The organism is Parabacteroides sp. AF14-59 (genome assembly GCF_003479515.1).
GTDB lineage: Bacteria > Bacteroidota > Bacteroidia > Bacteroidales > Tannerellaceae > Parabacteroides > Parabacteroides faecis.
On the sequence record NZ_QUHH01000003.1, the window covers coordinates 154698 to 167367 of the forward strand.

The window sequence follows — 12670 nt, forward strand, 5'->3', positions numbered from 1 at the left end:
TACTTGGTAAACATACGAATATATCTCTGTTTAGAAAGCAACCGGATCGCTTTTTCTGAAGAAATAAATAAAATAATTAGTTTTTTCTTGTGATGTTACCGCTGGGTAACTTATGTTTGTGACCGAATGGTAACAACAGTAAGAATGATGGAAAAAGAAAGAATGAGTAAAAACAGAGAACTGACAGAGTTGGCTTTCCTGAAGGCGATAGATGACTTGATAGAGGAAGACGGTTTTGAAAACCTCGGAGTAAATGCCGTGGCAGCAAAAGCCGGATTGTCGAAGATGTTGATCTATCGTTATTTTGAATCGTTGGACGGACTGATCGTCGCCTATATTCAACGGAATGACTATTGGATCAACCTGGAGCCGGAATTGCCTGATGTAGCACATTTGGGAGACTTTGTCAAGAAGTTATTTCGTGATCAGATCACGATGTTGCGCGACAGTTACACCTTGAGACGGTTGTATCGCTGGGAGCTTTCAGCGAAAAATAAAGTAATAAAAGAGTTACGCGAAAGGAGGGAGGCAAAAGGCATCTGGCTGATTGAAGCAGTCAGCCGATTAACGAACCGGCCGAAAGAGGATATCGCCGTTATGGCGACTGTCCTGACTTCTTCCATCACTTATCTTGTCCTGCTGGAAGAAAATTGTCCGGTTTACAATGGCTTCAAACTGCAAAGTGAGACAGGCTGGGAACAACTGGAGAAAGGATTAGACCGATTGATCGATAACTGGATTAAAAATTATAAAAATGAATAAGACAAGTATTTTTGCTGGAGCCTGCATGGTTTTGCTGGCTTGTTGTTCATGCAACAATGATTTGGTGGAATATAAAAAGAATGACCTGAAAATCACGTTGGAGAAAGGCGAATCATGGCTGCATGACTTTCCCTTGTTCCTGGGAATAAGCAAAAAGAATCCTCCTCAGATTGCTATATGGTTGGAAGACAAGGACGGCAACTATCTATCTACTGTTTATGTGACTCATAAGATCGCGACCCAGAGCTGGCAAATGGCAGGTAAAAACAGGAGGAAGGAGTCTTTGCCGCATTGGAGTTACTCACGTGGAGTAAAATATGATGACGGACTGTATCTACCGACCAAAAAAGAACCTTTTACGGATGGTCTGACAGGAGCGACCCCGCATGACGGTTTCGATGTTAAGATGCAGCCTGCAGAAGGATTGAAGCAGTTCAGAGTGAAAATAGAGATCAATCATTCCACCGATTTTAATGACAACTATCCAAAATCGGCTCAGGAGGGAGATAAGAATTATTCAGGTGGAAAGGAGGGGAGCGGACAACCTGCCGTTATTTATGCTGCGGATATCGACCTGTTGTCGGATCTTACATCGTATGTCGCTACGCTGGTCGGACATAGTTCGCCGGACGGAAGTGACGGACAGATATATCCGGATACCTCTTCCCTGACCTCCGCTTTACAGATTGTAAAACAGATCACAATAACGATCCAGCCATGAAACAATACCTGTTCGTATTTTTCTTTATTCTGATACCTTTTGTGTCAAAAGGTCAAACGGATTATAAACCTGTTCAATATCAGGTAACTGTCAGTACGGGGATTCCGATGAACACGCCTTCTGCTGTCCCGTTCGTACTGGAGGGTAAAGCGTTTTATCGTTTTAGTAATCGTTTTTCGGTTGGATTAGGGAGCGGCTTTTCCTTTTATAACGGACATATTCTGATCCCTTTAACCGGTAATTTGCAATTCGATCTGTTGAAACCGGCCCGGTTTACTCCTTATCTCGATTGTTCGGCCGGTTATTCTTTTGCTCCTTCCGGAAAGGTGGTGGGAGGATTTTATTTGTCGCCTTCCGTCGGGGTCCGGATGAATGTATGGTCTGATAAGAAACTTTTGTTTGCTTTGGGATATGGGCTGCAGGGACTAAAACGTTTGCGGGAATATTCAACCTCCCATTTTGTTTCCTCTTATGAAGAATCATTGAATTATCATTGTCTTTCAGTCAAACTGGGTGTCGTTTTTTGAACTTTATTAAACTGATTTTACCTGTAAAGATTAAAAACTAATGTACCTTTGTTGTGTTATTACTAAAGAATAACGGAATAAATGTATGAGAAAAAGAAATAATTGGCAGGTAATCAAGGGCCAACCACTTACCGAACTAGATAAAAAGATTCTCTATCTCCAGAATAAAGGTCATTTGGTTCCTTCCCGGAAATTGATTAAAACAGAAGAACAGATTGAAGGTATCCGCAAAAGCGGAGTTGTAAATTCAGGAATCCTCGATTTAGTGGGGAAGGAAATAAAAGCCGGTATGTCGACCGCTGAAATAGATAAACTGGTCTATGACTATACGGTTTCCCACGGGGCTATCCCGGCTCCGTTGAATTTTGAGGGATTCCCGAAAAGTGTCTGTACTTCCGTCAATGAGGTTGTTTGTCATGGAATTCCCAGTGAAAAAGAGATATTGAGAGATGGTGATATCATCAATGTGGATGTTTCTACGATCCTGGACGGTTATTATTCGGATGCTTCCCGGATGTATATGATCGGCAAGGTTTCTCCAGAAAAAGAAAAATTGGTGCGTGTGGCAAAGGAATGCCTGGAAATAGGTATGGAAGCTGCTAAACCGTTCGGTTATGTGGGCGATATCGGTCATGCGATCCAGAAACATGCGGAGAAGAATGGTTTTTCTGTAGTCCGTGACTTATGCGGTCATGGAGTAGGCCTGGAATTTCATGAAGAGCCGGAAGTTACCCATTTCGGCCGTAAAGGAACCGGTATGTTACTAGTTCCGGGCATGGTTTTCACTATCGAGCCGATGATCAATATGGGAACATATCGTGTTTATATTGCGGAAGAAGATGGCTGGACTGTCATTACCGACGACGAACTTCCTTCCGCCCAATGGGAACATACTTTCGTGATGCGGGAAGACGGACTGGAGATATTATCCGATTAAAGTAAGTTTTATTGTTGAAATACTTATGTTTTTCTGATAAAATACTTATGTGTCTGGAAACAAATACTTAAGTGTTTTAGCATGAATCCATAAGTATTTCAAACAGTACGTTGCAGGTTTCAGGTGGTTTAAATATTTATAAACCATCTATTTATCCTGAAGGGTTTATTTTTCCTTGCATTTATGAGGCTGTATGTAATCCCATTCCTGCAGTTTCCCGTCAAGCAGACGTAACCTATAAGTTCCCTCCACATAGTCAACGTATCCAAGCGTCTCCAGATAACCTGTAGGAGTTTGTTTTACTTCCAGCCTTTTATAAGTATTCCCCATAATATTTATAACATCCTGCCTTGCCATTCCCAATTCCAGTTTCTGAATATTGTTATCAGCAGCCATCGCGTTTGATAGCGTTGCTCCGCAGGAAGTTAACAGGCATATCGAAAGAACTGATAAAAGTGCATATTTAATTATATTCATGGTATGTTTGCTATCCGTTAATTTCTGACAAATAATGAACTTTCGCAATATACTACTATTATTTGATATGTGGTAGGTATCTATTGAAAATAAACATATATGTTTTGTCTGCAAAGCATATATGTTTTGAAGTCAAAAGTCCCTAGTTTTGTATTCAAAAGACCCTGGTTTTCCGAAAAAGGCGGCTGTATAATTACTTTTCATTCCGAAGCCCCGGATATCAACGCATGAAAATGACTGAAACCTGAAACGTGTATTATTGTATCTCCCGCCATGATGTTTAATAAAGGTGATAACAAGCTCTCCGCCGTCTTTGGTTGTGAAAAGGAATAACATTTTAAGTTTCATAAGCGGATAATTTTATACTCAGACAATATGTACTCAGATAATAAAGTATTACATTTGTCGGCATATCTGATAACATGAGAAAAGAAATGAAACGAATACTATTACTTATTTTGATTTGTTGCCACCTATTACCGGCAACTGCGCAGAAAAACGCCGCTCCTAAATGGATGGACAAAAGTAAAAAAGCTGTTGTTTTAATCACTACATACGGGAAAGACGGAACCAAACTTACCTCGGGAACAGGTATTTTTGTTTCTGAAACAGGGGATGTCCTTACAGCTTACGATCTGTTCAAAGGGGCAGAAAAGGCAACGGTGACGGATGTGGAAGGAAAAACATATCCGGTTACAACGGTCGTCGGTGCGGATGAATTGTATGATGTTATAAAGGTGAAAGCGGAAACTCCCAAAAAGGTACAGTTCTTTTCTATCGCTGCCGATCCGCTGGCTGTAGGTGCTGTAGCTTATTTATTACCCTATACAACAGAAAAAAAAGCTGATTTCGAACAGGGAACGATTACGGAGGTCAGCAAACTGAAAGATCCGTACAGTTACTACAAATTATCCATTCCGTTGGAAGATGCCCGGGTGAACTCGCCGATATTGAATGCCGAAGGTGAAGTTTTCGGTTTGGCGCAGGCTGATGCATCCGGAAAGAAAGATGTATCGTATGCCGTTTCGGCATCTTATGTGAATAGTCTGTCTATAGCTCCCACCGATTTCCTGAATTCCGTATATAATAGTATAGGGATAAAGAAAGCATGGCCGGCAGATGTAGAGCAGGCCCAGGTCGCTTTGTTCCTGAAAGGAAGTACACAGGATGTAAAAACATATCTGGAAACATTGAACGATTTTATCGCGACGTTCCCGAGTTCTGTTGACGGCTATCTGAACCGTGCCAATCATTATGCCGGACGCCGTGCCGAACTGGCTTCTACTCCTGCCGAGCAGGATAAGTATCTGAAATTGGCGTTGGACGATATTGAAACAGCTTCCAAATACAGCAATAAAAAAGGAGATGTATATTATAATAAAGCGAAACTGATCTATAGCGTAGCTGCCACCGATACGACTTTGACCGATCCGGCATGGACTGTACAGGCTGCAATGGAAACAATTCAGAAAGCTATAAGTGAAGAAGATCTTCCGGTTTATCATCAGTTGGCGGGAGATATTCATTTCTTCCTGAAAGAATTCGACCAGGCTTATAACGAATATATGATCGTGAACAATAGTGACCTGGCATCGCCTAACTCTTTCTATTGGGCTGCTAAGGCTAAGGAAAATACACCCGGATTCAATATCGGAGATGTGATCGCCCTGCTGGATAATGCTGTAGAAAAGTGTGGGTTACCGCTTACATCCGATGCCGGTCAGTTTATTCTGGAGCGTGTGGACTGGAAACTCCGTCTGTCACAGTATGCAGAAGCGGTCGAAGATTATGACTTGTATTATAAAGCAATGAACGGCAGTGTCGGCAGCGATTTTTATTTCTACCGCGAACAGGCTAAATTCCGTGCCGGCGATATGGATGGTGCTTTGGCTGATATCAAAGAAGCCGTTCGCCAGAGTCCGGATATCCCGGATTACCGTGCGGAAGAAGCGTCTGTGTATGTTCGTTTGAAAAACTATACGGAAGCATTGGCATGTATTGATGAGGCATTGAAGGTTGCTCCTGATTTTGCAGCTTGTTATCGTCTGAAAGGTATTTGTTATGTGCGCATGGAAAAGAAAGCAGAAGCCTGTGAAGCCTTGAATAAAGCAAAAGAACTGGGTGATCCGTTAGCTGAAAGACTGATAAAGGAACATTGTAAATAAGGACCGGATATGAATAACGTGAAAAGTATTTTCATTATTGCAGCTGTGGGCTTGTGCCTGATCGGTACAAGTGGTTGTAAAGGTAAGTCGGAGCAGGGGGGAGATCAAACAGTAGAGAAGACAGGAACCCGTGCGAAAGTTAAGGCGACTCTTTTTGATAAATCACTTCCCGAGATCAAGGAATTTGTCAATGGAAAGTGGGAATTGGTCAGCGGCCAGAACGCCGGTCAGCTTTGCGAGTTTGAAAATACTTTCATTGTATTTGACGGTGATAAATATATCTGGTCGGAAGATGGCAAAGACGAACCCGGCGATCTGAACTGGCGGAAAGCTGATACGGGGGTAGGATACGAAGCCTATCTGATGGATGTCTTTTATGCAACCAATCCGGCTTATCCGTTGTCGATAAACGGCGATACCTTGTTTATCCAGGATTGTACGGAGACTGGGTATAAATATACGTTGGTACGACGCTAGCTATAACAAGTGCTTTCGGTTTTAACAGGCAGTATCGGCAATCATAAGAGAACGCTTTGCGTTCTCTGAAAGGCCTCAGCTGGTGAGCGTTAAGCGCAGCATCCGTAGAGAGCGTCCGGAGCATCCGCTGTTTGAGCGCAGCGAGTTTCGGAGGCGACAGCGAACGCAGGATGCGGAGTAGCGAGGCAGGTGCAGCCTTGAACTTTTGGTTACTTTTCTTTCAAGAGAAAAGTAACTTTAATCCCACAGACTTAATTGTATTCCCCCTTCCCCTTTGTCCTCTTTTTTCTTTACGGGCTTTTTGGCATCTCCGAAAACAGTTTTTCCTTTGTATTTGTAAGAGTTATCCCGTTCGTATTGTACCCAATCATCGAAATAGTTGTTGGGCGTATAGCCTTTTTCCATCTCCTGTGATATTTTGGAAAGGTTCTTTAGTGCATCGGACTTGTCTTTCTCTCCGAGATGTGCCTTATGGATTGCATTGTTAAACACTTCAATAGTCTCGTCATAAACACTTGTCGGAACCGGGAACGGATGCCCGTCTTTTCCCCCGTGGGCAAAAGAGAAACGTGCCGGATCGGAGAACCGGGAAGGCGTCCCATGTATCACTTCGCTGACTAAAGTGAGTGATTGTAATGTTCTTGGTCCCACTCCCTCCAACAAAAGAAGCGATTCTATATCGGATATATTTGTTTCATGAGCCAGAATCAGAGCTGCTCCCAGCCGTTTAAGATTTACATCTTCAGCTTTTACCTCATGGTGATTGGGAAGGATAATGGAAACTTCGCGCATCAGCTTGTCGGGGGATTCTTTTGTCAGTTCAACAATACCCTCTTTTGTCGGTGCAGCCAGTTTATCCGTCAGATTGAGAATCAATCCCTGGTTCCTTCCGCAAACAGAAGTATGCGGCTCTTCCACAAAAGAACGGAGTGAAGACGAAAGCCAGTGATAACGCCGTGCCATGCGTTCATTCGGGTTCATTCCCTGTTGGATGACAGACCAGTCGCCCTCTTTCGTAACGATAAATGTATGCAGATAAAGCTGAAAACCATCCTGTACAGCTGTGTTATCGACCTTAGCTGCTAGCTTGCTGTGTCTTACCAATTCATTCCCGTTTAATCCGGTTTTGTTGGCTACCTCCAGCAATTGATTAGGTGTTTCTCTCGAAAACTTACCTCTTCCTCCGCAAATATAAACACCAAGTTCTTCTGAACGGTAATTGATCGCTTTTCTCAGGGCATTCATAACAGACGTTGTAATACCAGACGAATGCCAGTCCATTCCCAGCACGCAGCCTAACGATTGGAACCAGAACGGGTCACTCAGGCGTTGCAGCAAAGCCGGACGTCCGTATTCGATGATGATGGCTTCTGCAATAGCTCCGCCAAGCAGGCTCATTCGTTCGGCCAACCAGGGGGGAACGGTTCCGTAATGTAATGGTAAATCTGCTGTACCTCTTTTCATAGATGCGAAGATAGCTAAAAAACAGGATCGGTTCAGTTAATGAAATGCTAATATAAACAACAAAAGAAAAGTCTGTGATGTTATTAATTAGAAATCAAATAGTAACAGCTATGTATTTGGAAGTAAATAAGAACGATCACGTTCAAGGTCCGGTCAATGCACCGATAGAATTAATTGAGTATGCTGATTATCAGTGTCCTTATTGTAGAAAAGCTTATCATATAGTAAAAGATATACAGAAGAAACTTGGTGACAAAGTGCAGTTTGTTTTTCGTAACTTCCCGTTGACGGAGTTACATCCGCACGCTTTGCATGCTGCTATTGCAGCAGAGATCGCAGCTTCTCATGGCAAGTTCTGGGAAATGCACGACCTTCTTTTTGAAAATCAAAATGCGTTGGATGACTATTATCTGCTGGAATATGCTAAGAAGTTAGGAATAAATGCAGCAGAGTTTGAAACGGATTTCGGCAAAGACCGTTTCTATCAGAAAGTAAGAGATGACTACGATTCCGGATTGGAAAATGACGTACAGGGAACGCCAACTTTCTTCGTTAATGGTGAAGTCTTTGACGGGAACTGGACGACTTCCGAATTCATCGAATATCTGGAGTCTTTAATTTCAAAATGAAAATGAAAAAAATAAGTTTGATCATACTGACCTCTTTCTTGTTGGTAGCTTGCGGAGCATATAAATATCTGGATCTGGGTATGTTAACCACGGGTATGACTGTTGCCGAGGTGGAGAATATGATGGGACCTCCTAACCGGGTATTGGCTGTAAACAAGAAAGATGGTTATGTGCAGGAAGTTTTGGAATATCGGACAGCCCGTGATGAAGTGTATGCGTTGGAGTTCTGGGATAACTATCTGACAGGATATGAATATTTGTATGACGATGTAACCTATATTCCACCGGTAGCTCCTCCGATGATATTTCCGGATTATGGTCGTCCTATTTATATTTACCCTCCGGACCATCATCATCCGAATCGTCCAAACAAGCCTAACCGTCCCGGTTCGAATCGCCCGGAGTCCAATCGACCAAGTCGTCCGGAGTCCAACAGACCCGGCTCGAATCGTCCCGAATCGAATAGGCCAAGCCGTCCGGAAACCAATCGTCCGCAGACAAAACCTTCAGAAGTTACCCGTCCGTCGAATAGCGGAACAAGTAACCGTACGGAACAATATAGAAATCCAACGAATAGTGAGTCAAAAACGAATGACAGATCAAATACAAACGGAAGGAATGGGGGACGAAGATAGTAAGTCTTTATTCCATATTTTCTTTTCTATTGAATGGCGTGTAACTGAGATAGGTATATAAAAAAGCCCCTGCAATCTTATGCTGCAAGGGCTTTACTATATCAGTAAGTTTAATTACTTCTTCATAGCTTCCTCGATAGCAACAGCTACAGCAACAGTAGCACCTACCATCGGGTTGTTACCCATACCCAGGAAGCCCATCATTTCTACGTGAGCAGGAACAGATGAAGAACCAGCGAACTGAGCGTCACCGTGCATACGGCCCATTGTGTCTGTCATGCCGTAAGAAGCAGGACCGGCAGCCATATTATCCGGGTGCAGAGTACGGCCTGTACCACCTCCTGAAGCAACAGAGAAGTAGTTGTGACCGTTTTCCATACATTCTTTCTTGTATGTACCGGCTACCGGGTGCTGGAAACGAGTCGGGTTAGTTGAGTTACCTGTGATAGATACGTCAACACCTTCAGCACGCATTACAGCAACACCTTCACGAACATCGTCGCAACCATAGCATTTTACTTTTGCACGAAGACCTGTAGAATACGGATATTCTTTGATCACGTTCAAAGCACCTGTTGCATAGTCGAACTGAGTCTGAACATAAGTAAAGCCATTGATACGTGAAATGATCATAGCAGCATCTTTACCCAGACCGTTCAGGATAACGCGCAACGGTTCTTTACGAACTTTGTTTGCCATTTCTGCGATCTTGATAGCACCTTCAGCAGCAGCGAAAGATTCGTGACCGGCTAAGAATGCGAAACATTTTGTTTCTTCACGAAGCAGACGTGCACCCAGGTTACCGTGGCCGATACCAACCTTACGGTCGTCAGCAACAGAACCAGCGATACAGAATGCCTGCAGACCGATACCGATAGCTTCGGCAGCGTCAGCAGCGCTTGTGCAACCTTTCTTGATAGCGATAGCAGCACCTACAACGTAAGCCCAGCATGCATTTTCGAAACAAATAGGTTGAGTTTCCTTACACATTGTATAAGGATCGATACCTTTAGCGTCGCAGATAGCTTTTGCATCTTCGATTCCGTTGATACCATATTCTTTTAAAACCGCGTTGATGTGATCAATACGACGGTCGTAACTTTCAAATAAAGCCATATTATTTTTACTTTTTTAAATTCTTATTTACCAGGAATAAAGATATTAGAAAGTTGAAAACAAGTACACCGCCGCAACAGGCCATATAGAATGCCATCCAGGGACGGTCCGGCTTCATAACGAAGTAGGTGATTACCGTCGCGATAACAGTTATGATTATTAGCCCGGTCAGGACGCGTGTCAGTGTTTTCTTATTCATTACGAGGGTCGATATATTTTACAGCTTCTTTGAAACGACCGTAAGAACTTTTCGCTTTTTCCAGTGCTTCGTTAGCATCGATGCCTTTCTTTACCATATCCATGAATTTACCCAGGTGGATGAATTCATATCCGATCACCTGATCGTCAGCATCCAATGCCATACGAGTACAGTAACCTTCTGCCATTTCCAGGTAACGAACACCTTTAGCCAAAGTACCGAACATAGTACCAACCTGGCTACGCAGACCTTTACCTAAGTCTTCCAGACCGGCTCCGATAGGCAGACCACCTTCAGAGAAAGCAGACTGAGTACGTCCGTAAACGATCTGCAGGAATAATTCGCGCATAGCTGTATTGATAGCGTCGCAAACAAGGTCAGTGTTCAATGCTTCCAGAAGTGTTTTGCCCGGAAGGATTTCTGATGCCATCGCAGCAGAGTGAGTCATACCAGAGCAACCGATAGTTTCAACCAGAGCTTCCTGAATGATTCCTTCCTTAACGTTCAGTGTCAGTTTACATGCACCTTGCTGAGGAGCACACCAACCCACACCATGAGTCAAACCTGAGATGTCAGTGATCTGAGTAGATCTAACCCATTTTCCTTCTTCAGGAATCGGAGCACAAGGATGGTTGGCTCCCTTCTTTACAACACACATGTGTTGAACTTCATGTGAATAAATCATAATCGCTAATTTATTATATTAAAGTGATAATAAAACTTTATGCTAATTTTTATGTAATATCGCTTTCTAAAAGACCGCACAAAGATAATTTTTTTAATTCAGCCGTGCAAGAAGCAAAGTTCGTTATTTATCGGTAGGCTGAATATTCAGTTCGTTGCCGTTAAGTAGTATCCGGTAAGTGATGGGGCCTATCTTTTTCATCATAAGCGCTACACCACAGTACTTTTCCTGTGAGAGACGGATCGCTTTTTCTATCCGGGCACTGTCTTCTGTGTTTCCTGTAACATGGTAAGTAACATCGAAAGCAGTATAAAGCACCGGGATCGTATCGGATGTCTCTGCTTTGACATCGATCGACAGTTTGTCGAAGCGAACTCTCATTTTCTTGAAAAGAGAGATCACGTCGACACCGCTGCAACCGGCCATAGCAACGAGCATCAACGCTTTCGGGCGGACACCCGAACCGGTGCCGCCGTCTTCTTTGCTGGTGTCGATCGTTACCGTATGGCCATCCATCTGGGTTTCAAAGGTAGAATCCTTTTTCCAGTCGAGAGTGATTTGGGCAGACATATCGTAACTTTTTATTATTTAAGTGCTTCTTGAAGTTTTGCATCTATTTCTTCGCCGTGAATGTTCTTGGCAATGATCGTACCGTCTTTATCGACCAGGATCGTATGAGGAATACTGTTCACGCCATATAAAGCAGCACCAGCATTCTGCCATCCTTTCAGGTCGGAAAGCTGTGTCCAGGTAATGTTCAGGTCCTTTACACCTTTGGCCCAGGCTTCCGGTTTGCTATCGAGCGAAATACCTACTATTTCAAAACCTTTATTTTTATATTGTTTGTACAATTCAACCAGATGCGGCATTTCTTTGCGACAGGGAGGACACCAGGATGCCCAGAAGTCGATCAGGACAACTTTGCCGTTGCCTACATATTCTGACAGGTTATGAACTTCACCTTTCGGATCAGCCATTTCGAAGTCAGTGAATTTTTTACCGACTGCAACGTTTTTCAGAACTTCCAGATGGCTGACCATTTTGTCGATATTCGGCTGTGCCTTAAAGGTTGAGTCGGCTTTTGACAATATTTCGTTCTGTTGCTCTTCACTCAGGTTGTAACGGTTATCGTATAAATATCTGGCAGACATTTTCTGGTCCATATGGGCCAGAATATAGTTACAGATAGCCTTGGTTATTTTGTCGCTGATTTCATCGTACTTCTTTTCTGCAGCAGCGGCAACCGTTTTATCTTCGGAACGTATTTCGTCTCCCAGTTTTCCCATTTCATCGAAAAATGGTTTGAGACTGTCTTTCATAGCCTTTTCTGCATCGTTGGCGGGAGTTCCGGTTACACTTGATAAGGTGTCCAGGTAGATAGTTAGTTTACCGTTTTCAAGTGTGAACGTTGTCTTGAATGGAGTAGCTATGCCGCGTTCTGCCTGAACAACATCGGGCGAGAACTGAATGATCGTAATCAGTGATTCATTTTGAGTACCCTTGAATTTGAATGTATTATTTTCTACCAGCGCACTGTCGAAAGGTAAAACATCCGGATTCCCGTACTCATAAAGATATACGTAATTCCCGTTCAGATCGGCGTTTGAAACTGTACCGGTTATTTCGTAACCCGGTTTTTCGCTGCAAGCTGCAAGAAGCAGGGCGGAGGCAGCCAATGAAAGATACTTTTTCATATATTATATGTGTTAAAACGATGTCATCACCTTGTAATTTGCGAAGTTATCGCTTTATTAATTATAGTTTATTTCTTTAGGCTTAAAAAGTTCTAATATTACCGAAAAGATGGATTATATTTGTTGTCTGATCGGTATCCGGGTGTTTACAGGCGGATAGCGGGGATTATTTTACAAATATT

Annotated in this window: 15 protein-coding genes; 8 read left to right on the forward strand and 7 right to left on the reverse strand. The window is 43.0% G+C overall.

Annotated features, from left to right (window positions below):
• Nucleotides 1-147: 147 nt before the first annotated feature.
• The 4 genes from DWW23_RS04710 to map all read left to right on the forward strand — a co-directional run bounded on the left by DWW23_RS04710 (nucleotide 148) and on the right by map (nucleotide 2947).
• Nucleotides 148-762: a TetR/AcrR family transcriptional regulator gene (locus DWW23_RS04710; RefSeq protein WP_122352356.1), complete on the forward strand. Its 615-nt coding sequence runs from the start codon at nucleotides 148-150 to the stop codon at nucleotides 760-762.
• The gene (locus DWW23_RS04715) at nucleotides 755-1483 is read left to right on the forward strand and encodes a hypothetical protein (RefSeq protein ID WP_122352128.1); all 729 of its coding nucleotides are present in this window, start codon (nucleotides 755-757) and stop codon (nucleotides 1481-1483) included. Before DWW23_RS04710 ends, DWW23_RS04715 begins: the two co-directional genes overlap by 8 nt.
• Nucleotides 1480-2010 carry a hypothetical protein gene (locus DWW23_RS04720; protein WP_122352129.1) on the forward strand — a complete coding sequence of 177 codons (531 nt, stop codon included), beginning with the start codon at nucleotides 1480-1482 and terminating at the stop codon, nucleotides 2008-2010. The genes DWW23_RS04715 and DWW23_RS04720 overlap by 4 nt, the downstream gene beginning before the upstream one ends.
• 85 nt (nucleotides 2011-2095) lie before the next feature.
• A complete protein-coding gene (gene map, locus DWW23_RS04725) occupies nucleotides 2096-2947 on the forward strand; it encodes a type I methionyl aminopeptidase (protein WP_122352130.1) in 852 nt (283 codons plus the stop codon).
• A gap of 165 nt (nucleotides 2948-3112) precedes the next feature.
• On the opposite strand, the gene DWW23_RS04730 is transcribed toward map, so the two are convergent.
• The gene (locus DWW23_RS04730) at nucleotides 3113-3424 is read right to left on the reverse strand and encodes a hypothetical protein (RefSeq protein WP_147382550.1); all 312 of its coding nucleotides are present in this window, start codon (nucleotides 3422-3424) and stop codon (nucleotides 3113-3115) included.
• Nucleotides 3425-3858: 434 nt separating this feature from the next.
• Here DWW23_RS04730 and DWW23_RS04740 point away from each other — a divergent pair, with 434 nt between their 5' ends.
• Together DWW23_RS04740 and DWW23_RS04745 are read left to right on the forward strand one after the other, a co-directional pair.
• Nucleotides 3859-5589, forward strand: a complete 1731-nt coding sequence (locus DWW23_RS04740; RefSeq protein WP_122352133.1) for a serine protease — start codon at nucleotides 3859-3861, stop codon at nucleotides 5587-5589.
• A gap of 9 nt (nucleotides 5590-5598) precedes the next feature.
• Nucleotides 5599-6066, forward strand: a complete 468-nt coding sequence (locus DWW23_RS04745) for a hypothetical protein (RefSeq protein ID WP_122352134.1) — start codon at nucleotides 5599-5601, stop codon at nucleotides 6064-6066.
• Nucleotides 6067-6303: 237 nt separating this feature from the next.
• On the opposite strand, the gene DWW23_RS04750 is transcribed toward DWW23_RS04745, so the two are convergent.
• Nucleotides 6304-7530, reverse strand: coding sequence for a DUF763 domain-containing protein (locus DWW23_RS04750; RefSeq protein WP_122352135.1), 1227 nt, complete (start codon nucleotides 7528-7530; stop codon nucleotides 6304-6306).
• Nucleotides 7531-7640: 110 nt separating this feature from the next.
• On the opposite strand from DWW23_RS04750, the gene DWW23_RS04755 reads away from it, so the two are divergent.
• Both DWW23_RS04755 and DWW23_RS04760 read left to right on the forward strand, forming a co-directional pair.
• On the forward strand, nucleotides 7641-8159 hold the full coding sequence (locus DWW23_RS04755) for a DsbA family protein (RefSeq protein ID WP_233564266.1): 519 nt from the start codon (nucleotides 7641-7643) through the stop codon (nucleotides 8157-8159).
• 2 nt (nucleotides 8160-8161) lie between these two features.
• Nucleotides 8162-8794 (forward strand): hypothetical protein, encoded by a 633-nt coding sequence (locus tag DWW23_RS04760; RefSeq protein WP_122352137.1) that lies wholly within the window; start codon nucleotides 8162-8164, stop codon nucleotides 8792-8794.
• 114 nt (nucleotides 8795-8908) lie between these two features.
• Here the strand turns inward: DWW23_RS04760 and DWW23_RS04765 are convergent, their stop codons facing one another.
• The 5 genes from DWW23_RS04765 to DWW23_RS04785 form a co-directional block, all read right to left on the reverse strand.
• Nucleotides 8909-9910 carry a GGGtGRT protein gene (locus DWW23_RS04765; RefSeq protein WP_122352138.1) on the reverse strand — a complete coding sequence of 334 codons (1002 nt, stop codon included), beginning with the start codon at nucleotides 9908-9910 and terminating at the stop codon, nucleotides 8909-8911.
• 7 nt (nucleotides 9911-9917) lie between these two features.
• Complete coding sequence (locus DWW23_RS04770; protein WP_122352139.1) at nucleotides 9918-10109, reverse strand: hypothetical protein; 192 nt, start codon at nucleotides 10107-10109, stop codon at nucleotides 9918-9920.
• Complete coding sequence (locus tag DWW23_RS04775; RefSeq protein WP_075556747.1) at nucleotides 10102-10794, reverse strand: iron-sulfur cluster assembly scaffold protein; 693 nt, start codon at nucleotides 10792-10794, stop codon at nucleotides 10102-10104. The genes DWW23_RS04770 and DWW23_RS04775 overlap by 8 nt, the downstream gene beginning before the upstream one ends.
• Before the next feature lie 123 nt (nucleotides 10795-10917).
• A complete protein-coding gene (locus DWW23_RS04780; RefSeq protein ID WP_122352140.1) occupies nucleotides 10918-11364 on the reverse strand; it encodes an OsmC family protein in 447 nt (148 codons plus the stop codon).
• A 14-nt stretch (nucleotides 11365-11378) separates the two neighbouring features.
• Nucleotides 11379-12488 (reverse strand): TlpA disulfide reductase family protein, encoded by a 1110-nt coding sequence (locus tag DWW23_RS04785; RefSeq protein WP_122352141.1) that lies wholly within the window; start codon nucleotides 12486-12488, stop codon nucleotides 11379-11381.
• Nucleotides 12489-12670: the final 182 nt, after the last annotated feature.

What these genes read in the sequence shown, in the direction of transcription:
- DWW23_RS04770 (WP_122352139.1), bottom strand. Translation starts at nt 10,109, where the DNA reads ATGAATAAGAAAACACTGACACGCGTCCTGACCGGGCTAATAATCATA.
- DWW23_RS04730 (WP_147382550.1), bottom strand. Translation starts at nt 3,424, where the DNA reads ATGAATATAATTAAATATGCACTTTTATCAGTTCTTTCGATATGCCTG.
- DWW23_RS04775 (WP_075556747.1), bottom strand. Translation starts at nt 10,794, where the DNA reads ATGATTTATTCACATGAAGTTCAACACATGTGTGTTGTAAAGAAGGGA.
- map (WP_122352130.1), top strand. Translation starts at nt 2,096, where the DNA reads ATGAGAAAAAGAAATAATTGGCAGGTAATCAAGGGCCAACCACTTACC.
- DWW23_RS04750 (WP_122352135.1), bottom strand. Translation starts at nt 7,530, where the DNA reads ATGAAAAGAGGTACAGCAGATTTACCATTACATTACGGAACCGTTCCC.
- DWW23_RS04765 (WP_122352138.1), bottom strand. Translation starts at nt 9,910, where the DNA reads ATGGCTTTATTTGAAAGTTACGACCGTCGTATTGATCACATCAACGCG.
- DWW23_RS04710 (WP_122352356.1), top strand. Translation starts at nt 148, where the DNA reads ATGGAAAAAGAAAGAATGAGTAAAAACAGAGAACTGACAGAGTTGGCT.
- DWW23_RS04740 (WP_122352133.1), top strand. Translation starts at nt 3,859, where the DNA reads ATGAAACGAATACTATTACTTATTTTGATTTGTTGCCACCTATTACCG.
- DWW23_RS04780 (WP_122352140.1), bottom strand. Translation starts at nt 11,364, where the DNA reads ATGTCTGCCCAAATCACTCTCGACTGGAAAAAGGATTCTACCTTTGAA.
- DWW23_RS04785 (WP_122352141.1), bottom strand. Translation starts at nt 12,488, where the DNA reads ATGAAAAAGTATCTTTCATTGGCTGCCTCCGCCCTGCTTCTTGCAGCT.
- DWW23_RS04720 (WP_122352129.1), top strand. Translation starts at nt 1,480, where the DNA reads ATGAAACAATACCTGTTCGTATTTTTCTTTATTCTGATACCTTTTGTG.
- DWW23_RS04760 (WP_122352137.1), top strand. Translation starts at nt 8,162, where the DNA reads ATGAAAAAAATAAGTTTGATCATACTGACCTCTTTCTTGTTGGTAGCT.
- DWW23_RS04755 (WP_233564266.1), top strand. Translation starts at nt 7,641, where the DNA reads ATGTATTTGGAAGTAAATAAGAACGATCACGTTCAAGGTCCGGTCAAT.
- DWW23_RS04745 (WP_122352134.1), top strand. Translation starts at nt 5,599, where the DNA reads ATGAATAACGTGAAAAGTATTTTCATTATTGCAGCTGTGGGCTTGTGC.
- DWW23_RS04715 (WP_122352128.1), top strand. Translation starts at nt 755, where the DNA reads ATGAATAAGACAAGTATTTTTGCTGGAGCCTGCATGGTTTTGCTGGCT.